The following is a 22,482-nucleotide window of genomic DNA, read 5'->3' as shown; positions in this document are numbered from 1 at the left end:
CGCCGCGGACGCCCCTCAACGGTCCCGGGCTTCCCGCCCCGCGCACCGCTCCCTAGTGGTGCTTTGTTATGTCACTGACACCTGCCGTCGCGGGGCAGCCGCGATTGCCTCCCCTTCGACACGGCAGTGTCGAAGCGTCACCTGAACAACCGGACCATCGGCGGGTTCTCCTGCGTGGCTCTCGCGAGGAAGGCGAGACGTGGTGTAGATCGCTACTCGAGGTCGAGCACCCGGAGCGAGAGCCGTGCAGGAGGTTCCTCCCATCTGCCCCCAGCCGCCCGCCCTCAACCGTGCGCAACACGACCTGACGAAGTCCTTCTAGTACTCGAAGTCCTCGGCCATGGCCCAGGGCAGCGAGGACCCCCCGGTCGGTTCCGGGTCCACCGCCTTCTCGGCGATCGCGGTGCGCTTGACCGCCTCGGCCACCGCCGGCGACACCGTGGAGTCGAACACGCTGGGCACGATGAACGAGGCGTTGACCCGCTCGCCGTCGACGACGTCGGCGACCGCGTTGGAGGCCGCGATCATCATCTCGTCGGTGATCTTGTGCGCGTGCGCGTCGAGCAGGCCGCGGAACACGCCGGGGAAGGCGAGCACGTTGTTGATCTGGTTCGGGTAGTCGCTGCGCCCGGTGGCCACCACCCGCGCGTGCTTCTGCGCTTCCAGCGGGTCGATCTCCGGGTCGGGGTTGGCCAGCGCGAACACCACGGAGCCGCTGTTCATCGTGGACAGATCCGCGGCGGAGAGCAGGTTCGGCGCGGAGACGCCGATGAACACGTCCGCCCCCCGGACCGCGTCGGAGAGCTCGCCGGTGCGGCCGTCGCGGTTGGTCGTCTCGGCGATCCGCCGCAGGTTCGGGTCGTGATCACCGCGTCCTGTGTGGACGATCCCGTCGACGTCCACGGCGGTGATGTCGGCGGGGGTCTTGTGCTGCAGCAGGCGGATGATGGCCGAACCGGCCGCGCCCACGCCGCAGACCACGACGCGGCAGTCGGCGATGTCCTTGTCCACCACGCGCAGCGCGTTGCGCAGCGCGCCGAGCACGACGATCGCGGTGCCGTGCTGGTCGTCGTGGAACACCGGGATGTCGAGCTTCTCGCGCAGCCGCTCCTCGATCTCGAAGCAGCGCGGCGCGGCGATGTCCTCCAGGTTGATGCCGCCGTAGACGGGGGCGATGAGCTCGACGGCGCGCACGAGCTCGTCCGTGTCCTGCGTGTCCAGGCACACGGGCCAGGCGTTCACCCCGGAGAACTTCTTGAACAGCGCCGCCTTGCCCTCCATGACGGGCAGCGCGGCCTCCGGGCCGATGTTGCCCAGCCCCAGCACGGCGGAGCCGTCGGTGACCACGGCCACCGAGTTGCGCTTGACGGTCAGCCGCCGCGCGTCCTGCGGCGTTTCCGCGATCGCGGTGCACACCCGCGCAACGCCGGGGGTGTAGGCGCGGGAGAGGTCGTCGCGGTTGGCCAGCGCGACCCGGGGCGAGACCTCGATCTTGCCGCCGAGGTGCACGAGGAACGTCCGGTCCGAGATCTTGCGCACCCGGACCCCGTCCAGTCCGTTGAGGACTTCGGTGAGGTCGTTGGCGTGCTCGGCGGAGAGCGCGTTGCACGTGATGTCGACGACGATGCGGTCCGCGTGGGACTCCACCACGTCGAACGCGGTGATCACACCACCGGCGCGGCCGACGGCGCTGGTCAGATCGCCGGCCGCGGAGGTCGAGGGCGGGGCCTCGACCCGGACGGTGATGGAATAACCCGGACCTGGAACCGGCATGGGTACACCCCTGTCAGGCAGTAATGCTGTGGACTCGGCGGGTGCCGTTCCCGGCTGGCGCCGGCGCGGACCGCTGATCCGGGTCGCAAGCCCCTGCGGCTCGCTCAGCGGTCAAAACTTCACCCAGGAGAAAAAGCCTAAAACTTTCTCCGCCGCGTTCCATCCCGGTGTGGGTTATTTGTTGATGCGTGTGACGGGATGCACATACGGAATGTCCTCCATCGGCAACGAAACGTCACCGAACGGGGACAGCGCGCCGGCCTTGTCGGCCGTGAACTCGCTGACCGCGTGCTCGTCCTCGCCGACGTCGGGCCAGCTCGGGTCGATGCGCTCGGGCTTGGACTTGGCCACGGTTCCTCCTGGGGCTCGGTTGCTGCTCGGTTCCAGTTTGCCCGAACGCACCGCACCCCCACAGCCGAGGGTGACGGCCTCGACACGCGGTCGGGGGAGGTCGCGGCCGCCGCGCGCCACGCGCCGTGCGCGAACTCACCACCGCCGGCGCCCGCGGCAGCGGCGGAAGGCCGGCGCAGCGCGGTCGGACGCCGCGGACCACCCGGCCAGCGGAGGCGAACGCGCGCAGGTGCGGCGACCGCGCTGGGTATCGTGGTCGTGATGGCCTCGCTCGCGGAATGGCTGCGCGAACGCAGCGACGAACAGCTGATCGCGCTGCTGCGCGCGCGCCCCGACCTCGCCACACCGCCGCCGGCGGACAGCTCGGTGCTCGCCACGCGCGCCGCCGTGCGCTCCTCCGTCGCGCGGGCGTGCGAGGGCCTCGACGCGTTCGCGCTCGCGGTGCTCGAAGCGCTCGTGCTCAGCGAGGCCGACACCGACCCGGTGGACCTGGAGGTGCCGGCGGCCTGGCTCGGCGCCGAGGTCACCCCGCAGCGCGCGCGGCGCGGCGTCGACGAGCTGCGCGCCCTGGCGATCGCCTGGGGCCCGGACGAAGAGCTGGCGGTCGTGCCCACCGCGCGCGAGGTCGTCACCGCCCACCCGGGCGGACTCGGACGTCCCGCCGAGGAGCTCACCGTCGACGGCGCCGAGGCCGCAGTGGCCGAGCTCGACGATGAGGAGCGCCGCCTCGTCGAAGCCCTCACCCGCGGATCCCCGGTGGGCAGCACCCAGCAGGCCGAGGAGGAACCCTCGACCGGGGCGACCTCGCCCGTCCCGCGGCTGCGCGCCAAGGGCCTGCTGCTGCGCGCCGACCGCAGCGCGGTCGAGCTGCCCCGCCAGGTGGGGCTCGCGCTCCGCGGGGACCACCCCATGGGCGAGGTGCAGCCGGAGGAGCCCGTTCCCGAGCTCACCGAACCGGGCAACGCCTCGGTCGACACCACCGCCGCGAACGAGGCGCTCGAGCTGCTCCGGCACGCCGAGGCGCTGCTGCGCGGGTTCGGCGAGGACCCGCCGGACGTGCTGCGCTCCGGCGGGCTGGGCATGCGCGACGCGCGGCGCACCGCCAAGTCCCTGGACGTCGACGAGTCCCGGGTGGCGCTGCTGCTCGAGCTCGTCCTGGCCGCCAACCTGCTGGCCGCCACCGACGACGAGGAGCCCCGCTGGGTGCCCACCACCCAGTTCGACACGTGGTCGATGGCGCCGCCGGAGCAGCGCTGGAGCGCGCTCGCGCAGGCCTGGCTGGACCTGCCGCGGCTGCCCGGGCTCGTCGGCACCCGCGACGAGCGGGAGCGCACGCTCGGCCCGCTGTCCGAAGGGCTGCGCCACCCCGGGGCCCGCCGCGAACGGCTCCGCACCCTGGCCTACCTGGACGAGCTGCCCGGCGGCTACGGCGTGCGGGCTGCGGACGCGGCCGCCGTGCTGGCCTGGCGGGCGCCGCGGCGCGGCGGCAAGGTGCGCGACGAGGCGGTGCACTGGGCGCTGGGCGAGGCGACCGCGCTGGGGATCGCGGCGCACGGCGCGCTGACCACGCACGGGCGGACCCTGCTGGAGGGTGACGTCGACGAGGCGGCGCGGGCGCTGGCGCGTTCGCTGCCGGAGCCGCTCGACCACGTGCTCGTGCAGGCCGACCTGAGCGTGCTCGCACCGGGACCGCTGGAACCGGAGCTGGCCCAGGAGATGCGGCTCGTCGCCGACGTGGAGTCGGCGGGCAGCGCGACCATGTACCGGGTCAGCGAGTCCAGCGTGCGCCGCGCGCTCGACGCCGGTCGCACCGCCGACGAGCTGCACGCGCTGTTCCGCGACCGCTCCCGCACCCCGGTGCCGCAGACGCTGACCTACCTCGTCGACGACGTCGCCCGGCGGCACGGCAAACTCCGCGCCGGCACCGCGACGGCCTTCCTGCGCTGCGACGACTCGGTGCTGATCACGCAGGTGCTGGCGAACCCGAACGTGCAGGAGCTGCAGCTGCGGCAGATCGCACCGACCGTGCTCATCAGCCCGCTGCCGCTGACCGAGGTCCTCGAAGGACTCCGCACCGCCGGTTTCGCCCCCGTCGCCGAGGGACCGGACGGCGGCGTGCTGGACCTGGCCGAGCGCGGCGACCGGGTGCGCGCCCAACCGAAGCGGGAGCAGCCGACGAGCAGCAGCACGCCCGGCGAGGAGCAGCTGGCGCACGTGGTGGGCCAGCTGCGCTCCGGCGACCACGCGGGCACCGTGCGCCGCGGGAGCACGGTGGTGCCGGAGCGGGGCCGCCCCAGCGCCGAGGCGACGCTGCAGCTGCTGCGCAGCGCCGCCGAGCAGCGGCGCAGCGTGTGGCTCGGCTTCGTGGACACGCACGGCGTGCGCAGCCAGCGCGTCGTGCTGCCGGTGCGCGTGGGCAGCGGCGTGCTGGAAGGCGTGGACACCGACCGCCGGGAGGAGGGGAGGTTCCCCCTGCACCGGATCACGTCGGTGGCATTGGTGGAGGATTGAGCCCGTGGCGGCCGCGGCGGGGTCCCCGTTCTCCCGCGCGGTGCGCGTTCTCGTGCTGGGCGTCGAGGAGCCCGGAGCGCTTCACTCCTCCAGCCGGAAGCCGATCTTGAGCCCGACCTGGAAGTGCGCCACCTCGCCGTTCTCGACGTGCCCGCGAACGGAGGACACCTCGAACCAGTCGACGTTGCGCAGGGTCTGCGAAGCGCGCCGCACTCCCTTGCGGACGGCGTCCTCGACGCTATCCGCCGACGTGCCAACCACTTCGGTCACGCGGTACACGTTGTCACTCATGCTTGCCCTCTCCCGGCTCGGCTTCGCTCGTCAACCGGGATACCCGCCGCGCCAGCTCGGCAATCCCCCGGACCGCGGCCGCGCTCGACTCCGGTCGTCCAGCGCGCACCCGCCGCGCAGGTGCTCCCGCAGCGGTTGAGGGACCCCGCACGCAGCGCAACCCGCCGATCAGCACCTCACTGCGCCGCGGCCATGTGGCGCCGCATGGCGTGCTGCACCAGCGTGATCAGCGTCTGCTTGGTCGACTCCCGGTGCCGGGCGTCGCAGGTGACCATCGGCACGTCCGCGCTGATGGTCAGCGCCTCGCGCACGTCCTCCACGCCGTGGTGCAGCTCGCCGTTGAACGTGTTCACCGCGACGACGTAGGGCAGACCGCGGTCCTCGAAGAAGTCGATCGAGGCGAACGCGTCGGCCAGCCGCCGCGTGTCCACGAGCACCACCGCCCCGATCGCACCGCGCACCAGGTCGTCCCACATGAACCAGAACCGGTGCTGCCCGGGGGTGCCGAACAGGTAGAGGATCAGGTCGGCGTCCAGGGACACGCGGCCGAAGTCCATCGCCACCGTGGTCGTGGACTTGCCCGGTGTGGCGGTGAGGTCGTCGACGCCGAGGCTGGCCTCGGTCATGACCGCCTCCGTCGTCAGCGGGACGATCTCGGAGACCGAGCCGACGAACGTCGTCTTCCCGACCCCGAACCCACCGGCGACCACGATCTTCGTGGACGTCTTCTGCGTGTCGGGCGATCCGCTCTGCGCCGCGCCGGACTGCTGCGGCGCCGACCGGGGATCAGAGCCTGCGAAGCCCACTGAGCACCCTTTCCAAGAAATCCAGGGACGGCCGATCGCCGACGACCATGCCACCGTCGTGAATCAGGACCAGGCCGAGACCGGCCATGTCGCCGATCAACACCCGCACGACGCCCAGCGGGAGCCGCAAGTGCGCCGAGACCTCGGCCACGGACCTGGCCTGCACGCACAGCTCGGAGATCGTCCGATGCTCGGGTTTGACCGGCGTGTTCTGCGCACGCCCGCTCTCGCTGGTGGTCACCAGCGTCTCGATCGCGAGCTCGTACTCGGTGCGCGTGCGTCCCCGCGTGCGCGCGTAGGGGCGCACGAGGGAACCACCACCGTCCTCCAGCTCGTCCGGCGAGGGCTGGAACTCGTTGACCGGGGGCAGCGATCCCGAACCGGTGCCGGGCTGGGACACCTCCGGCGGCCCGCCCGATCCCGACTGCCCGAGCGGCATCATCGACTGGGACACCGAGGGCATCGACACCGACGGCGGGCCCTGCCCGAAGCCCTCGTCCAGGCCGGGGGCGGCCGTCGCGCCGTCGTCCGCGCCGGAGCCGGAGCCGAACAGGTCGGCGCCCGGGCCGCCGAACAGCGCCCGGCCGTAGGCGTCCACATCGGATTCTGAACCACCGGCTTCCGCCGCGTCGGCGAAGTCGTCCTGCCACGAGTCCGCTCCGAGCCGCTTGTGGTACAGGCGGAACAGGTCACCATCCCAGCCGGGTTCGGAACCGCTGCTCACGACGAACTCCCTTCCGCGCGTCGCCGGCCGGCGTCACTGGCGCACCGAGCCCTGCAGCTGCGCCCGCAGTTCCGGCGTCAGCTGCCGCCCGACCCGTTCCACCAGCAGTGTCATCTCGTAGGCGATCAGCCCGATGTCCGCGTTCGGCGCGGCCAGCACGGCCAGGCACGAGCCGTCGCTGATGGACATGAGGAACAGGTAGCCCTGCTCCATCTCCACGACGGTCTGCGTGACCTCCCCGGCCTCGAAGCAGCGCGCGGCGCCCTGCGTGAGGCTGACCAGGCCGGAGGCCACGGCGGACAGCTGCTCCGCGCGGTCCCGCGGCAGCCCCTGCGAGCCTGCGAGTAGCAGGCCGTCCGCGGAGACCACCACCGAGTGCGCGACCCCGGGGACGCGCCGCACGAAGTCGGTGATCAGCCAACTGAAGCTGTTGCTGCTCATCGGTTGCTGCACGGACCCGTTCACTCCTGCTCCTCGTGACGGCTAGGCGATTCGTCCGACGCCGACTCGGGCCTCGCGTGCCGACCCCGCCGGATGCCCTGCTGGAAGTTGGACATCCGGCCGCGTACGGCATCGGCCGAGCGCGGCGTCGATGCTGCGGGCCGCGCCCCGGACTGCGAACGAGACTCGGCCGAACCGGGTACGAGGTTCGACTTGGGCACTCGCTTCGGCAGGCCCGCGGCGGTGGTTTGCTGCGGCTGCTGATTTTCCAGCAGCGCCTCGGCGGCCTTCCATCCGGCATCCGCATGACCCCAACCCGGGTCGTCACCGCGGTCGCCGGGTGCGTCGGTCGTCGGTTCGTGCCCGGTCGCCGGTTCGTGCCCGGTCGCCGGCTGGTGTTCGGCCGGCCCCTGGTCCGCGACCTCGAACGCCGGGGCGTTCTCCTCCGGGGGCTCCGGTGCCCGCCCGGCGCCGTCCGGGAACGGCGCGGAGGTCTCCGGGGACGACGCGGTCCTGTCCGGGAGCTCCGGGGCCGGCGCGGAGGTCTCCGGCACGGCACCCGGCGAGGGCGCGCTCGGGTAGGCGCCGAGCTGCTCACCGGTCTGCGGTGCGGCAGCACCGTTCACGCCGCCGGGGAAAGCGCCGTTCGCGGCCGAGGCGTCCCCGCTCGCGCCGTCGGGACTTCCGCCCTGCGCGGCGGACAGCATCGGTTCATCCACATCGGACTCCCGGAACCACTGGGACAGCACGGCCTCGTAGATCGGAAGCCGCTGCGTGGGCGTGTCGTCCCAGGACGCGCCCTGCGCGTCGGGATCCGCAGCGGGACCGGTCCGCTCGGTGGTCCCGCCGGCCATCGGGTGGCCCGCGCGCCGCGGGAGTTCCGGCGCGGCCGCTGCCCCCGGTTCGGCGGGGCCCGGTTCGGCGGGCTCGGCCTCGACGGCCGCCGACTCCGCGGTCTGCGGTCCGTCCGCGGGCGCCCCGTCCGGTTCGGGGACGTCCTCGGCCGGGACGCGCTCCATCAGCGTGGTCTTGTCCGCCTCGAACGGGTTGTTGAACAGCTCGTTGGACGCGTCCTCCGGCACCCCGCAGGTGCCGCCGATGCCCTCCGGCAGGTCCTCGCTCGGCCACAGCGGCGCTTCGGCCGGGGTGCCCGCGCTCCCGGCCGCACCGTCGGCCCCGTCGGGTTCGGCGGCGGGCCAGTCGGCCTCCCAGGAGGGCACGTCGGTGGCACCGATCGGGGCGTCCGCCGTGTAGTGCACCGAGTAGTCGGTGGGCGGCTCCGGGCTCCCGGCCGCCGAGGTCCCCTCCGCGGACTCGGCCGCTTCGGCGTCGGAGGACTGCTCCTTCGTCGGCGCGGGCGACAGCGGCGGCAGCTCCCGCGCCTCGACGGCCGCGGTGCCGTCCGGGTCCGCGCCGTTGTTCTGCGCCGGACCGCCGTGCGCGAACGCGGCGGCCAACCCCAGGTGCGACCCGGTCTCGGTGACCGAATCGCGCTGGTCCGGCCGCGGCATGTCCGGCATCGGCTTCGGACCCTCGGAGGTGAGCTGGTAGATGTACTCCCCCGGCACCTGGACGGTGGCGGTGGCGCCGCCCTCCAGGTCCTCGTTGTTGGACAGGAACACCCGGATGTCGTTGCGCTGCGCCAGCTGGCCGACCACGTACAGGCCCATGCGGCGGGAGGCCGCCACGTCGATCTCCGGCGGCCGCTGCAGCCGCTCGTTGATCTCCTCCAGGTCGTCCGGGTCGATGCCGACACCGCGGTCGCGGATCTCCACGACCAGCTGCTGGCGCCGGTAGGCGGTGCGCACCGTCACCTCGGTGTCCGGGTTCGAGTACACCGTGGCGTTCTCGAACAGCTCGGCGGCCAGGTGCACGAAGTCGTTGACCATGCGGCCCTGCAGCGCCAGGTCGGGCGCGTCGTCCACGGCGATGCGGGCGTACTGCTCGACCTCGGAGACGCCAGCGCCGAGGACCTCGTTGAACGGGACCGGGCGGACCATGCGGCGGGTGAGGTCGGTGCCGCCGAGGATGAGCAGGTTCTCGTTGTTCCGCCGCATCCGGGTCGCCAGGTGGTCCAGCTCGAACAGGCTGGCCAGCTGGTCCGGGTCCTGCTCGTCCTGCTCCAGCTGCTCGATGAGGGACAGCTGGCGCTGGACCAGCGTCTGGCTGCGCCGGGCGAGGTTGACGAACAGGTCGTTGATGTTGGCGCGCAGCAGCGCCTGCTCCGAGGCCAGCCGCAGCGCCTGCTGGTGCACCGCGTCGAACGCGCGGGCGACCTGGCCGATCTCCTCGTGCGAGTGCACCGGGACCGGGGGCACGGACACGTTCTGGGACCCGGCCGGGCTCTCGTTGACGCGGGTGATCGCCTCCGGCAGCTGCTCCTGGGCGATCCCCAGCGCGCCGTAGCGCAGGGTGCGCAGCGGCTGCAGCATCGACCGCGCGATGTAGGCGGCCACGCCGAAGGCGACCGCGAGCAGCAGCACCACGGCGACGGCGTCGCGGATGGCCGCCCAGCGCACCGAGCTGGTCAGCTCCTGGGCCTGGTCGTGGAACTGGGTCAGCGTCCGCTCCTCGACCTGGCGCACCAGGTCGGTGCGGGCGCTGGACTGCGAGGACCACTCGCCCGCGTCGATGGTGACCGCATCGCCCGGGGCGGCGGAGATGAGGGCGTTCTGCTCCATCTGCTCGCTGCGGTCCACCGGTTCACCGGCGACGGTGGCGTTGTAGCGCCCGAGCTGACGGGCCGTGGCGGCGCCGGTGAACTCGCGCAGCGCCGCCTCGTACTGCGCCTTGGCCTGGCGGATGGAGTCGGCCTCGCCCGCGCGGAAGACACCGCGCATGCTGGCGCCGAGCAGCATCGACCGCTGCTGGGCGAGCTGCTCCTTCGCGCGGCCGAGCGCCTCCGCGGCGCGCGCGACGTCGTTGACCTCGGTGTCGGTGGCGGTGCGGGCGACCGTGCTGCCGACGCCGAGCACGCTGGAGAGCACCGAGTTGTAGGCGTTGACCGCCTGCGGGGTGGTGAAGCCGCCGTTGACGGTGCTGCGCAGCGCACCGAGGCTGTCGACGCGGTGGGAGGCGCTGTCGTAGGCGTTGCGCACCCCGGGGGAGAACTCGTCCGCGGACCCTCCGACGGCCTCGAGCTGCCGCGCGGCCTGATCGACGCGCTGCGCCTGCGCGTTGTAGTCCTGGGAGGCCGCGGGCGCGTCGGAGGTCGTGCGGATCACGGCGAGATCCCGCTCACGCTGCAGTTCGTGCGCGAGGTCGGCGGAGCGCTGCGCGAGCTCGACCTCCGAGGTGAGCGCGCTGAGGCGCTGCGTCGTCGCGATGCCGTCGTAGACGCGCACGCCGCCCACCCCGAGGGCGGCGATCGTGGGGACGAGCAGCACCGCCGCCATCTTCCACCGCAGGCGCCAGTTGCGGAGCCGCCAGCGGCCACCGCGGTCGTCCATGCCCGAGGCCTCCGGCATCGGGCGAGCTGCGGCATCGGGGTCGTTGTTGAGCATCCCTGTTTCCTGCGCTGGGGCGGACATGTGCGGCCTCGTCACGGCCATGTTCCTGTCCGTGCCGAGGTGGTGTTCGCGTGCACGGCGCGGGCTCGGCGGGTGCGCGAACGCCCGATCCATACGGAGCAGTCGGTCATTTCCGACATGGCGGCCACATCGCCGCCAGCAGTGGCCGGAGCACTGACGGTCGGACCGTCTCCGTCAGTCCTACCAGTACGCCGGGGCGTTCCGATTGCCCGTCCCACCAGGCGTGCCATCACGCTCCTCGCGCACACTTCGCGGTTCCCCCGAAAAACAAGGCGGATCACCTCGACGGAGGAGACTATACTTAACTAGGAGTCACAAGTCAGCGCCCTAGCTTGAACTTTGTCACCCGGGCGGGCGCGTTGATCTCGCTCCGCATTCGTGATGTGACGCTGGCCTCGCCACGCCTTGTCGTTGAAGATTGCACCACCTAGGGTAGGAACGCTGCATCCCGCCACCTCTGTCCGCGCGGCGCACGCGCGCGTGCCGCCCGAGGAAACCGCAGGTGAATCGGGGTTAACCGCAGGACGCCTCGTCCTCATGACTGTCCGTAGTGGGCATACTGGACGGGCGTTGCCGCGCTGCCGCCCCTCCGGATGCACCGGTCACGACACGTACGCCGTGCGCACGCACGGCAGCAGTCGGCAAGCAGCCACGGACACCTTGCCCTCGAGGAGGACCACACATGCGCTCCGGCCAGAGCAGCGCCATCCCGCGACGCAACCTGTTCAGACTCGCGGGGACAGCGGCGACAGCCTCCGCACTGCTGGGAACCACCGGCTGCGGCCTGCTCGGCGGCTCGGAAGGCGCCTCCACCAGCAACGAGAAGGTGGAGAAGGCGAACCTCAAGCTCGGTGCGCTGCCCACCACCGAAGTCGCCCCGCTGCACCTGGCCAAGGAGCGCGGCCACTTCGACGCCGAGGGCCTCACCGACGTCGAGATCATCAACGCCTCCGACGGCTCGGCCGCGCTCAACAGCACGATCGGCGGGGACTACGACATTTCGTTCTCCAGCTACATGCCGGTTTTCAAGGCGCAGGCCCAAGGCGCGGCCGATCTGCGGATCGTCTCCGACTGCGCCTCGTTGTCCCCGCAAGCAACTCAGATCATGGCCTCGCCCGAAGCGGGAATCGAATCCCCGCAGGATCTGGCCGGAACGCGCATCGCGATCAGCGGACCGGGGACGATTTCCGAACTGCTCACCAAGGCCGCGCTCGCGGCGCACAACGTCGATTTCTCCGGCGTGGAGTGGGCGCCGCTCGGATTCGCCAACATGCCCAGCGCACTGGCGCAGAACCAGATCGACGCGGGCATCCTCACCGAGCCGTTCGTCACGCTCGCCGCGCGCGACGCCAACGCCCAGCAGGTCCTCGACGTGGCCACCGGCCCGCTGGAGAACTTCCCGATGGGCTGCTACGCGGCCACCGGGCAGTTCATCGAGGAGAACCCGCGCACGGTGAAGGCCTTCCAGCGCGCGATGCTGCGGTCCACGATGGAGGCCCAGGACCGCTCCAACGTCGAACCGCTGCTGCCGAAGTACGCCAAGATCGAGCCGGAGACCGCGAAGATCATCGAGCTGCTGGACTACGAGTCGCGCGCCGACGCGCGGCGCATCGCGCGCGTGCCGCGCCTCATGCGCCAGTTCGGGTACCTGAACAAGGACCTCGACGTGTCCAAGCTGATCGTCGACCAGCCGAAGAACTGAGAATGCGCAAAACGCTGCGCGGGGGCGCCGGACTGCTCGTCTTCCTGATCGCCTGGGAGGTCGTCAGCCGGTCCGGCTCCTTCCCCCGGGAGTACCTGCCACCGCCGTCCACAGTGTTCAGCCAGCTGTTCGCGCTGCTCGGCGACCGGTCGTTCCTGCTGGACGTCATCGCGACCATCCTCAACTGGCTGATCGCGCTCGGCCTGTCCGCCGTCCTCGCCGTCGTCCTCGGCCTGCTGCTGGGCAGCCTGCCGCGGGTGCGCATGGCGACGCGCGCGCTCGTCGAGTTCCTCCGGCCGATCCCGTCCGTGGCGCTGATCCCGCTGGCCATGGTGCTCATCGGGGCCGGACCGGAGACCAAGATCACGCTGGCGGTGTACGCGGCGATCTGGCCGATCCTGTTCAACACGATCTACGCGCTGTCCGAGATCGAACCGCTCTACCTGGACACGGCGCGGTCCTTCGGGCTCAACCGCGGCCAGATCCTCACCCGGGTCGCCCTGCCGAACGCGGCGCCGTTCGTGCTGACCGGGATCCGCACCTCCGCTGCCGTGGCGCTGATCGTCGTGGTCAGCACCGAGTTCCTCACCGGCGGCAGCAGCGGGCTCGGCACGTTCGTGCTCGACGCCAGCACCGGCGCCGGGCGGATGGACCTCGTCCTGGCCGGGACGCTCGTGGCCGGGTTCATCGGCTTCGCCAGCAACGCTGCGCTGGAACAGCTGCACAAACGCGGACTGCGGTGGAGCACGACCGAACCGGAGGGTGCCTGATGAGCGAACGCACCAGCACGGGCGTGCGGGAGAGCTCCGCAGCACCGGCCCGCCCCCGCCGCGCCCCCGCCTCGCCGGAGGAGATGTCGACCGCCTCCCGCTACCTGCACGGCTGGCTGGTCTTCCTCGGCTTCGTCCTCGTGTGGGAAGTGGTCGCACGGCTGGCCGGCAGCGCGTTCTTCCCGCCGCCGACGGCGATCCTCACCGCCGCGCGCGAGCAGTGGCTGAGCGGTCCCGCCTCCGCGCTGTTCCTCACCGACACGGCGATCGGCGACGTCCTCGGCAGCCTCGGGCGGATCGCGCTCGGCTGGGTCAGCGCCGCGGTCATCGGCATCGGCGCGGGCACGCTGCTCGGGCGCTCGCGCGCGGCCATGGACTACGCCGGACCGCTGATGGCGTTCATCCGGGCCGTGCCGCCACCGGTGCTGGTGCCCGTGTTCATCGTGCTGCTCGGGCTCGGGGTGACGATGCAGACCACCGTCATCGTCTTCGGCATCGTGTGGCCGATCCTGCTCAACACGGTCGACGGCGTGCAGTCCATCGATCAGACCAAGGTGGACACGGCGCGGTCGTTCCGCATCCCGCGCGGGCAGTGGATCTTCGGGATCGTGCTGCCCGCGGCGGCGCCGAAGATCTTCGCCGGACTGCGCGTGAGCATGTCGCTGGCCCTGGTGCTCATGGTGATCTCCGAACTCGTCGGATCCACCAGCGGAATCGGCTACCAGCTGATGTTCCGCCAGCAGGCCTACGACTTCCCCGGCATGTGGGCCGGCATCGTCCTGCTCGGCGTGCTCGGGTACGTGCTCAACACCGCCCTGCTGGCCGTGGAACGGCGCGCCCTCAACTGGAAAACCGCGTAGTAGACCGACACCGACGAGGAAAGCTGGCTTGAGCCGATGAGTGACGAGCGCATGCTGGAGGTCTCCCAGCTCGGCCACCGCTACGGCGGCGCGAACGGGCACCTGGCCATCGACGAGCTCACGTTCGACGTGCATCCCGGGGAGCTCGCCTGCATCGTCGGCCCGTCCGGCTGCGGGAAATCTACCCTGCTGCGCACGGTGTCCGGACTGCTGCGGCCCAGCCACGGCGACGTGCGGCTGCGCGGCGAAGCCGTCGACGGCGTGCCGACCGACCTGGCGGTCGTGTTCCAGGACTACAGCCGGTCGCTGTTCCCCTGGCTCTCCGTGCAGTCCAACGTGGAATTCCCGCTGCGGGCGCGCGGCATGTCCAAGGCGCAGCGCCGCGAGCGCGCCGGGGAGGTGCTCGACTGGGTCGGGCTCGGCGGCTCCGGGAAGAAGTACCCGTGGCAGCTCTCCGGCGGCATGCAGCAGCGCGTGTCCATCGCGCGGGCACTGGCCTGCCGGCCCGCCCTGCTGCTCATGGACGAGCCCTTTGCCTCGGTCGACGCGCAGACGCGGTTCGAGCTCGAGGACCTGCTGCTGCGCACGCGCAAGCAGTTCGACAGCACCGTGCTGCTCGTGACGCACGACATCGACGAGGCCGTCTACCTCTCCGACCGGGTGTTCGTCCTCTCCCAGGCACCGGCGACCGTCGTGGCCGACCTGCCGGTGGACCTCGGCGCCGAGCGCGACCAGATCGCCACCCGGGAGTCCGCGGACTTCGTGCGCCTGCGCGGCGAGGTCGCCCGGATGCTGCAAGCCAAGGACGCCCTCAGCACCCACGTCTGAGGAGGAGTTCGCCGGGGGTCTTCTCGCGCAGGGGTCGCGCAGCGGCGTGCCGGACGAACGCCATTCCGCTCGCGCACCTTCGGAGCGACAGCGTCGAGGACCCCCTGCGCAACCGGCCCAGACGCAGGTTCTCCTGTGCGGCTCATGCGAGGACGGTCCCTGAAGGTGCTGCCCCCGTCCGCTGTTCGGGGCGGGTGGTCGGGGGCAGCTGGGAGGGCGGTCGGGGGCAGCTGGGAGTAGGTGGCTACATGAGGAGGGGCACCCGCAGTCCAGGGAAGCGCTGAGGTCCGCTACGGGATCCGCTACGCAGAACGCTCCCGACAAGCCCCCTCAGTAGAGGTGGCGCTGGCCCTGGTCTACGGGCACGTGCAGCAACGACGGCCCCACCCGCGAGCTCATCTCCTCGGACAGCGCGGTGTCCAGGTCCTCCGGCTCGCGCACCACCCGCGACGGGCAGCCCATGCTGCCCGCCAGCGCGCCGAAGTCGATGCCGCCGAGGTCCACGCCCGGCAGCTTCTCCCCTCCACCGGCCTCGCCGAGAACCGCCACCGCGGCGTAGCGCGAGTTGTCCAGCACCACGAACGTCACCGGGGCCTGCTCCGCCACCGCCGTCCACAGTGCCTGGAGGCCGTACATGGTCGCCCCGTCACCGAGCACCGCGACGGTGCGCCGCCGGGAATCGGCCATGCCGACGCCCACCGCGGCACCGATGCCGTAGCCCAGCGCCCCGGAGAACCCGGTGAAGAAACCGCCGTCGGTGGAGCGGATCGGCAGGTACTCGTGCAGGTCGTTGCGGTGGCTCGGCGTCTCCTCCACGATCGCCGCGCCGTCCGGCAGGTTCCGCTGGATCGCGTCGAACACGTAGGCCGCGGTCAGCGGGGAGGTGGCGGCGGGCTGGCGCGGGCGCACGTACCCGTCCGGCTGCGCGCGGCTCAGCGGCTCCACGCGCTGCTCCACCTGCCGCACCGCGTGGTGCATCGCACCGAGCACGCCCTGCCCCCGCCGGGCGCGGGCGAGGACGTCCGGATCGTCGTGCACCACGAACGTCTCGGGCAGCTCGTGCTCCGCCTCGCCCCGGTAGACGTGGAAGGTGAACGCGGGGGCGCCCCACACGACGACGAGGTCGTACGCGCGCAGCGACTCGGTCAGCAGACGCTGCTCGGGCTGCAGGAACCCGGCGAAGAGGTCGTGGTCCTCCGGGAACGAGCAGCGCGGCGACATCGGAGCGGCCCACACCGCTGCCCGCGTCTTCTCCGCCAGCCGCACCATGTCGTCCACCACGCCGTCGGCGTCCACCTCGGGGCCGACGACGAAGGCGGGGCGGCTGCACTCGCGCAGGCGCGTGGCCAGCTCCGCCACGACCTCCGGGTCGGGGGCGAAGCCGGGCGTGCGCGGCCGCGCCTCGACCTCCGCGCCGGGTTCGTCCCAGTCGTCGGCCGGGACGGACAGGAACACCGGGCCGTACGGCGGGGTCGTGGCCATCTGGTGCGCGCGCACCAGCGCCGCCGGGACGTCGGCCGCCCGCGCCGGCTCGTAGCTCCACTTGACGTACGGCTTGGGGAACTGGGCCGCGTCGCGCGCGCCGAGGAACGGCTCGTCGAACATGAGCGTGCGCGTCTGCTGCCCGGCCGTGATGATCATCGGGGTGCGGTTGCAGGAGGCCGTGAACACCGCGCCGAGGGAGTGACCGACGCCACCGGCCGAGTGCAGGTTCACCAGCACCGGCTCCCGCCGCGCCTGCGCGTAGCCGTCGGCCATGGCCACGACGGCGGATTCCTGCAGGCCGAGGACGTAGCGGAAGTCGTCGGGCCATTCCGTCAGGAACGGCACCTCGGTCGTGCCCGGGTTGCCGAACACCGTCGTCAGCCCGAGCTGCCGCATCAGCCCCCTGGTGATGTCGCGCACGGTGCGGTGCTCACCGCTCATCGACTGCGCCCCTCCCTCGTTCGCGACCGCACGTGGTCATTCGTGAGAACACCACACTACCGAGGGGCGCAGCCAGATCACATTCGTCACGCCCCGCGGCCACCCGGCGGCGCTGGCCGGGGTCCTCCCGGCCCGGCCACGACCCGGCCGATCCGCGGCTCACTGGTCCTGCACCGGGCCGAAGCACACGGTCCGCGGCGGGTTGGAGAACCAGTACCGCCCCTCCTGCTCCCCGCACACGTTGTCCGCGTCGCTCCGGTTGGCGACCTTGGTGACCTGCTGCGCGCCCGGCTCGCCGCACTCCCGCGAGACCGGCAGGAAGCCCTGCTCCTCGCGGTAGGCGCTCAGGCAGTCGCCCACCACGACGTCCAGGGACATGCAGTAGGTGGTCTCCTCGTGGACGTTGTAGAAGCTGCCCGAGCAGCCCCGCGGATCGCGCCCGTCGAGCACGCGGAGCACCTCGTAGTCGGATTCGGGCGAGCCGCAGTCGGCCTCGCTCACCGCACCTCCGTACTCGCCCTCCAGCGAGACGCAGTCCCCCGCCTCGACGCCGCCCGAGCTCAGCGCCCAGAGCGCGCCGAGCACGGCTGCCAGCACGACGACCGCGGCACCGCCGGCGATGCCGAGGATCCACCCGAGGCGCCGCTTGCGGGGCGGTTTGCGCTGCGGACCGCCCGCGGCGACCTGGCGCCAGAAGTCCTGCCCGTCGCCCGCCCCGTACGGCCCGGTCGTCTGCGGGTGGCCCGGGTACTGCCCGGCCGCCTGCGGCTCCTGCCCCGGCTGCGGGTACTGCCCCCATCCCGGGGGTTGGTTCCATCCCTGCGGGGAACCCGGCGCCCCCGGGTGCGGCGGATAGGTCACTGCCCCCTCCTTCCGTCTCGCTGTGCGAAACCTAGCTCATCCTCCCGCGCGGGCGGAGGTGGATCGGGCGGAACCGGAGGGCCGCTCGGCCGGCGCTCCGCCGCGGCCCCGGGACGGGCGCTTCCCCGCCCTCGCGGGGTGGCGCGCGGTGGAATACTGGGCCCCGGACCTGCGCGCCGCGGGGGCGCGACCCGTTTCCGCTGATCACGTCTGGAGCGCACCGTTGACCGACGGCCCCCTGATCGTCCAGTCCGACAAATCGGTCCTGCTCGAAGTCGGCCACGAACGGGCCGATGACGCGCGGACCGCGATCGCGCCGTTCGCCGAGCTGGAACGCGCCCCGGAGCACGTGCACACCTACCGGATCACGCCGCTGGCCCTGTGGAACGCCCGCGCGGCCGGGCACGACTCGGAGCAGGTCGTGGACGCCCTGGTGTCCCACTCGCGGTACCCGGTTCCGCAGCCGCTGCTGGTCGACATCGTCGACACGATGGGCCGCTACGGGCGGCTGCAGCTGTCCAACGACCCGGTGCACGGGCTGATCCTCACCGCGCTGGACCGCGCGGTGCTGGAGGAGGTCCTGCGCAGCAAGAAGGTCGCACCGATGCTGGGGCAGCGCCTCGACCAGGACACGGTGATCGTGCACCCGAGCGAGCGGGGGCGGCTCAAGCAGGCGCTGCTCAAGATCGGCTGGCCGGCCGAGGACCTGGCCGGCTACGTCGACGGCGAGCACCACCCGATCGACCTGCGCGAGAACGGATGGCAGCTGCGCGACTACCAGCAGCAGGCGGTGCAGTCGTTCTGGGTCGGCGGTTCCGGCGTGGTGGTCCTGCCGTGCGGCGCGGGCAAGACGCTCGTGGGTGCGGCGGCGATGGCGCGGGCGCGGGCCACCACGCTCATCCTCGTGACGAACACGGTCGCCGGGCGCCAGTGGAAGCGCGAGCTGGTCGAGCGCACCTCGCTGACCGAGGACGAGATCGGCGAGTACTCCGGGGAGAAGCGCGAGATCCGCCCGGTGACGATCGCCACGTACCAGGTGATCACGCGCCGCAGCAAGGGCGAGTACAAGCACCTGGAGCTGTTCGACACCCGCGACTGGGGTTTGATCGTCTACGACGAGGTGCACCTGCTGCCCGCGCCGGTGTTCCGGATGACCGCGGACCTGCAGTCGCGGCGGCGCCTCGGCCTCACGGCCACGCTCGTCCGCGAGGACGGCCGCGAGGGCGACGTGTTCTCGCTGATCGGTCCGAAGCGCTTCGACGCGCCGTGGAAGGAGATCGAGGCGCAGGGCTGGATCGCCCCGGCCGAGTGCACCGAGGTGCGGGTGACGCTGACGGACAACGAGCGCCTCGAGTACGCCACGGCCGACGCGGACGAGCGCTACCGCGTGTGCTCCACCGCGCGCACCAAAGCCGGCGTCGTGCAGTCCATTTTGGACCAACACCCCGGGGAGCCGACGCTGATCATCGGGGCGTACCTGGAGCAGCTGCACGAGCTCGGCGAGGCGCTGGACGCGCCGGTGGTGGAGGGGTCCACGAAGAACAAGGAGCGCGAGGCGCTGTTCGACGCGTTCCGCCGCGGCGAGGTCAACCGGCTCGTGGTCTCCAAGGTCGCGAACTTCTCCATCGACCTCCCCGAGGCCTCCGTGGCCGTGCAGGTCTCCGGTACTTTCGGCTCCCGCCAGGAGGAGGCGCAGCGGCTGGGGCGGTTGATGCGCCCGAAGGCGGAGCAGCGGCAGGCGCACTTCTACTCCGTAGTCGCGCGTGACACGCTGGACACCGACTACGCCGCGCACCGGCAGCGGTTCCTCGCCGAGCAGGGCTACGCCTACCGGATCATGGACGCCGACGACCTGCAGGGCCCCTCCGTGGATTCGCGCGCGTGACATCGGCGAAGATGTTTCACGACGAGGAGCACCGGTGCCGCCGAACCGGTCCAACGCGGCCGGGCGAGCGGCTACGGTGATCAGCGAGCCGAAGAGTCCGCCAACGGGAGATCGGATTGACCACGGAACAGGAACGCGCCGCGCTGGGCGGCGCGCACCGGTTCAAAGGGCTCGCGGAGAACCTGGAGCACCACGCGGGTACGCCGACCGGGGCTGAACCACCGAACGTCCACGGCGGGGACCGGGGGTACGGCCTCGTGTTCTTCCACCTGGACCGGTACCACCTGAGCACCGTCATCAGCAGCGGGCTCCGCTTCCAGCCGATCGGTGCCGAGCCCGCGCAGGAGCTCGCGTGCAGCGTGTACAAGGAGCAGGCCGAGGCCGCCCGGCACCTGGTCGACATCACCGCGGAGCTGCTGGTGCAGAACGGCACCCACCTGGTGCCGGACCAGATCGTGCCGAACGAGCAGCCGCTGCTGCCGAACACGGAGTTCCACGGCGTGCTGGCCAGCGGCCACCCCATGTTCCCCCCGGAGTTCACGCGGTTCACCGACGAGCACGGCGCGGAGCAGCTGCAGGTGTTCACGCTGCTGCCGGTCACCCTCGGCGAGCTGAACTTCATCCTGGACAACGGGGTGACCCGGCTGCGGCAGGAGTGGGCGCGCTTCGAGGTCGACGTGTTCGACCTCGGGCGTCCGAGCGTCGCCTGACCCGGACCGCCCGTTCCGGCTCTCCCGCTGCTCCGGCTCCCCGCCGTTCCGGTGCTCCACCGAACCGCGTTCCACCGCGGACCCCGCGCGCACCGGCGGCCGCGCCGCAGCGCCGCGGTGCGGCTGCGGCGTTGCCCATCGGCCCGGGACGGGTAACCGTGAGGTATGGAACGCAAGTCGCGCCGGAACCGGTACGCCGAAGGTCTGCCCGGCTATCATGACGTGCTGGCCCGCCTCACCGGAGCCCCCTCGGGACGCAGCGCGCTGACGCTGCGGTTGTGGCTGGCCGGGCTGGGCTTCGTCCTGTGGGTCGCCGCCGCCGTGGCGGCGTTCACGCTGGTCCCCGACGCGCCCTGGCTCGGTTGGGTTCTCGTGCTGTTCGCGCTGATCGCGGCGGCGAACGTCGCCTGGGTCGCCTACCGCAAGCTGCGGGGTGAACCCGGCTGAACAGCTCCTGGGCGAGCACCGGTGTGCGGCCCGCTGGCGACGGGCGGGCGCAGGCGGCCCCGCTGCTGAGGAGCACACCGACGAAGGGATGAGCATGAGGGCGCAGAACGGCGTGACCGGTTTGGCCGAACTGGACGCGGTGCGGGTGTTCGGGCTGCCGATGCGCAACCCCTTCCGGGGCGTCACGATCCGCTACGGGGTCCTGCTGCACGGCCCGAACGGCTGGGGGGAGTTCTGCCCGTTCGAGGACTACGCGGACGCCCCGTCGGTGCCCTGGTTGCGCACCGCCCTCGAATCCTGCGCGGGCGACTGGCCCGCCCCCGTCCGCGACCGCGTCCCGGTCAACTGCACCGTGCCGGTGGTCGACCCGGACGCGGCCGCGCGCATCGTCGCCGCTTCCGGCTGCACCACGGCGAAGGTCAAGGTCGCCGACGCCTCCGCGGCGCCGCACGAGGACCTGGCGCGGGTGGAAGCCGTGCGCAGCGCGCTCGGCCCGTCCGGAGCGATCCGCGTGGACGCCAACGCCGCGTGGGACACCGACACCGCGGTGCGGCGCATCACCGAGCTCGACCGCGCCGCCGGCGGGCTCGAGTACGTCGAGCAGCCCTGCGGGGGCATCGACGAACTCGCCGCGGTGCGCCGGCGGGTGGACGTGCGCATCGCCGCGGACGAATCGATCCGCCGCGCCGAGGACCCGCTGCGCGTGGCCGTCGCCGAGGCCGCCGACGTCGCGGTCATCAAAGCCGCTCCCCTCGGCGGGGTGCGCACCGCGCTGCGCGTCGCCGAGGCGAGCGGGCTGCCCTGCGTGGTCTCCTCGGCCGTGGAGAGCAGCGTCGGCCTGGCCGCGCAGCTCGCGCTGGCCGGGGCCCTGCCGGAACTCCCGTTCGCCTGCGGCCTGGGCACCGTGGCCCTGCTCGACGGCGACGTCGTGGCGGAACCGCTGCTGCCGCAGGGCGGCGGCCTGCCGGTGCCGCGGCGCGCGCCGGAACCGGACCCGGCGCAGGTGGCCGCGGCGACACCGCCGGCCGAGGTGCAGCGCCGGTGGCTGGACCGGTTGCAGCGGGTCAACGCGCTCGCCGAGGCGCGGTGAGCGGTCGCCCTCCCGCGGTCCCGCTCACCGCGGGAGGGCGACCGCAGCCGCGGGCTCCGGCAACGGCCTCACTTGTTGCGGCGGCGCCGCAGCAGGCGCAGCAGCACGAACACCGCGGCCGCCCCGGCGAGGACGGGCGCGATCCGCTTGAGCATCGGCGTGCCCGCGGTGTCCAGCAGGTCGATCGCCTCCGGTTCCGGGGCGGCGTGCCGCGGGGTGCCGTTCGCGGTCGCCGAGCCCGCCGAGCCCGGCGCCGTCACCCGCCAGTTCGACCGCTCGCCCCGCTCGGAGGTCGCGGTCTCCGGTGCCGGGCGGTCGCCGTTGGCGCTCGCCCCGGCCGCGGCCGCGGTCGCACCGGTGGCCGCCGCACCGGCGGCGGGAGCGGCGCTGCCCGCCGCCTCGGTCGAGGCGGAGCGGGTCTCGGCGGTCTGCCCGCCGCTCCCGGACTCCGCGGAGCCCTGCGCGGCCGGTTCGGCGGTCGCGCCCTGCGCGGTCCCCTCGGCCGCGTCCGCACCGGCGAGCCGCTCGGACAGGCAGTCGGCGAACTGGTTGATGAGCTTGCCGCCGACCTCGGAGATGAGGCCCCGGCCCAGCTGCGCCGGCTTGCCGGTGATCTTCAGGTCGGTGTCCACCCGCACGGCCGTCGTACCGCCGTCCTCGGACAGGGTGGCCGTGACCGTGGCGGCCGCGGTGCCGTTGCCCCGCGAGTCCTTGCCGCTGGCGTCCAGGACGACCCGCCGCGCCGACTCGTCGACCTCGGAGAAGGTGCCGTTGCCCTTGTACAGCAGCGTGACCGGGCCGAGCTTGACCTTCACCGACCCGGAGAAGTCGCTGCCCTCGACGCTGCTGAGCGTCGCCCCGGGCATGCACGGGGCGACCCGTTCGGGGTCGAGCAACGCTTCCCAAGCCACGTCGACCGGCACCGGAACGGTGAAGTGGTGCTCCATCTGCACTGGCGAGTCCTCCTACCGATGGC

19 protein-coding genes are annotated in these 22,482 nt (G+C 72.4%); 9 read left to right on the top strand and 10 right to left on the bottom strand.

Annotated features, from left to right (window positions below; translation table 11 throughout):
* Positions 1–318 precede the first annotated feature (318 nt).
* On the bottom strand, positions 319–1,773 hold the full coding sequence (locus tag ACVGV0_RS02010; RefSeq protein WP_459158140.1) for a malic enzyme-like NAD(P)-binding protein: 1,455 nt from the start codon (positions 1,771–1,773) through the stop codon (positions 319–321).
* A gap of 174 nt (positions 1,774–1,947) precedes the next feature.
* Positions 1,948–2,124, bottom strand: coding sequence for a hypothetical protein (locus ACVGV0_RS02005; RefSeq protein ID WP_459158139.1), 177 nt, complete (start codon positions 2,122–2,124; stop codon positions 1,948–1,950).
* 261 nt (positions 2,125–2,385) lie between these two features.
* Here ACVGV0_RS02005 and ACVGV0_RS02000 point away from each other — a divergent pair, with 261 nt between their 5' ends.
* Positions 2,386–4,635 (top strand): helicase-associated domain-containing protein, encoded by a 2,250-nt coding sequence (locus ACVGV0_RS02000; protein WP_459158138.1) that lies wholly within the window; start codon positions 2,386–2,388, stop codon positions 4,633–4,635.
* A gap of 81 nt (positions 4,636–4,716) precedes the next feature.
* Here the strand turns inward: ACVGV0_RS02000 and ACVGV0_RS01995 are convergent, their stop codons facing one another.
* From ACVGV0_RS01995 to ACVGV0_RS01975, 5 genes are all read right to left on the bottom strand, one after another.
* The gene (locus ACVGV0_RS01995; RefSeq protein ID WP_459158137.1) at positions 4,717–4,926 is read right to left on the bottom strand and encodes a dodecin; all 210 of its coding nucleotides are present in this window, start codon (positions 4,924–4,926) and stop codon (positions 4,717–4,719) included.
* A gap of 176 nt (positions 4,927–5,102) precedes the next feature.
* The gene (locus tag ACVGV0_RS01990; RefSeq protein WP_459158136.1) at positions 5,103–5,732 is read right to left on the bottom strand and encodes a GTP-binding protein; all 630 of its coding nucleotides are present in this window, start codon (positions 5,730–5,732) and stop codon (positions 5,103–5,105) included.
* Positions 5,713–6,456, bottom strand: a complete 744-nt coding sequence (locus ACVGV0_RS01985) for a DUF742 domain-containing protein (protein WP_459158135.1) — start codon at positions 6,454–6,456, stop codon at positions 5,713–5,715. The genes ACVGV0_RS01990 and ACVGV0_RS01985 overlap by 20 nt, the downstream gene beginning before the upstream one ends.
* Before the next feature lie 33 nt (positions 6,457–6,489).
* On the bottom strand, positions 6,490–6,897 hold the full coding sequence (locus ACVGV0_RS01980) for a roadblock/LC7 domain-containing protein (RefSeq protein WP_459159892.1): 408 nt from the start codon (positions 6,895–6,897) through the stop codon (positions 6,490–6,492).
* 20 nt (positions 6,898–6,917) lie between these two features.
* A complete protein-coding gene (locus tag ACVGV0_RS01975) occupies positions 6,918–10,427 on the bottom strand; it encodes a sensor histidine kinase (protein ID WP_459158134.1) in 3,510 nt (1,169 codons plus the stop codon).
* Between the two features lie 682 nt (positions 10,428–11,109).
* On the opposite strand from ACVGV0_RS01975, the gene ACVGV0_RS01970 reads away from it, so the two are divergent.
* The 4 genes from ACVGV0_RS01970 to ACVGV0_RS01955 all read left to right on the top strand — a co-directional run bounded on the left by ACVGV0_RS01970 (position 11,110) and on the right by ACVGV0_RS01955 (position 14,587).
* Positions 11,110–12,129, top strand: a complete 1,020-nt coding sequence (locus ACVGV0_RS01970; RefSeq protein ID WP_459158133.1) for an ABC transporter substrate-binding protein — start codon at positions 11,110–11,112, stop codon at positions 12,127–12,129.
* A gap of 2 nt (positions 12,130–12,131) precedes the next feature.
* Positions 12,132–12,899 carry an ABC transporter permease gene (locus tag ACVGV0_RS01965; RefSeq protein WP_459158132.1) on the top strand — a complete coding sequence of 256 codons (768 nt, stop codon included), beginning with the start codon at positions 12,132–12,134 and terminating at the stop codon, positions 12,897–12,899.
* An 83-nt stretch (positions 12,900–12,982) separates the two neighbouring features.
* Positions 12,983–13,759, top strand: a complete 777-nt coding sequence (locus tag ACVGV0_RS01960; RefSeq protein WP_459159891.1) for an ABC transporter permease — start codon at positions 12,983–12,985, stop codon at positions 13,757–13,759.
* A 36-nt stretch (positions 13,760–13,795) separates the two neighbouring features.
* Positions 13,796–14,587 (top strand): ABC transporter ATP-binding protein, encoded by a 792-nt coding sequence (locus ACVGV0_RS01955; RefSeq protein WP_459158131.1) that lies wholly within the window; start codon positions 13,796–13,798, stop codon positions 14,585–14,587.
* Positions 14,588–14,917: 330 nt separating this feature from the next.
* Here the strand turns inward: ACVGV0_RS01955 and mdlC are convergent, their stop codons facing one another.
* Together mdlC and ACVGV0_RS01945 are read right to left on the bottom strand one after the other, a co-directional pair.
* Positions 14,918–16,513, bottom strand: a complete 1,596-nt coding sequence (gene mdlC, locus ACVGV0_RS01950; RefSeq protein WP_459158130.1) for a benzoylformate decarboxylase — start codon at positions 16,511–16,513, stop codon at positions 14,918–14,920.
* 159 nt (positions 16,514–16,672) lie between these two features.
* The gene (locus tag ACVGV0_RS01945) at positions 16,673–17,374 is read right to left on the bottom strand and encodes an LppU/SCO3897 family protein (RefSeq protein ID WP_459158129.1); all 702 of its coding nucleotides are present in this window, start codon (positions 17,372–17,374) and stop codon (positions 16,673–16,675) included.
* Positions 17,375–17,597: 223 nt separating this feature from the next.
* Here ACVGV0_RS01945 and ACVGV0_RS01940 point away from each other — a divergent pair, with 223 nt between their 5' ends.
* The 4 genes from ACVGV0_RS01940 (at position 17,598) to ACVGV0_RS01925 (ending at position 21,506) form a co-directional block, all read left to right on the top strand.
* Positions 17,598–19,259 (top strand): DNA repair helicase XPB, encoded by a 1,662-nt coding sequence (locus ACVGV0_RS01940; protein ID WP_459159890.1) that lies wholly within the window; start codon positions 17,598–17,600, stop codon positions 19,257–19,259.
* A 116-nt stretch (positions 19,260–19,375) separates the two neighbouring features.
* Positions 19,376–19,969: a suppressor of fused domain protein gene (locus ACVGV0_RS01935; RefSeq protein ID WP_459158128.1), complete on the top strand. Its 594-nt coding sequence runs from the start codon at positions 19,376–19,378 to the stop codon at positions 19,967–19,969.
* 165 nt (positions 19,970–20,134) lie between these two features.
* Complete coding sequence (locus ACVGV0_RS01930) at positions 20,135–20,416, top strand: hypothetical protein (protein WP_459158127.1); 282 nt, start codon at positions 20,135–20,137, stop codon at positions 20,414–20,416.
* A gap of 94 nt (positions 20,417–20,510) precedes the next feature.
* Positions 20,511–21,506: an o-succinylbenzoate synthase gene (locus tag ACVGV0_RS01925; RefSeq protein WP_459158126.1), complete on the top strand. Its 996-nt coding sequence runs from the start codon at positions 20,511–20,513 to the stop codon at positions 21,504–21,506.
* A gap of 68 nt (positions 21,507–21,574) precedes the next feature.
* Here the strand turns inward: ACVGV0_RS01925 and ACVGV0_RS01920 are convergent, their stop codons facing one another.
* Positions 21,575–22,459, bottom strand: coding sequence for an SRPBCC family protein (locus tag ACVGV0_RS01920; RefSeq protein ID WP_459158125.1), 885 nt, complete (start codon positions 22,457–22,459; stop codon positions 21,575–21,577).
* Between the last annotated feature and the right edge of the window lie 23 nt (positions 22,460–22,482).

Source organism: Salinifilum ghardaiensis (assembly GCF_054491345.1).
Note: the sequence above shows the minus strand (reverse complement) of the source record. Positions and strands in the feature narration are given on the sequence as shown.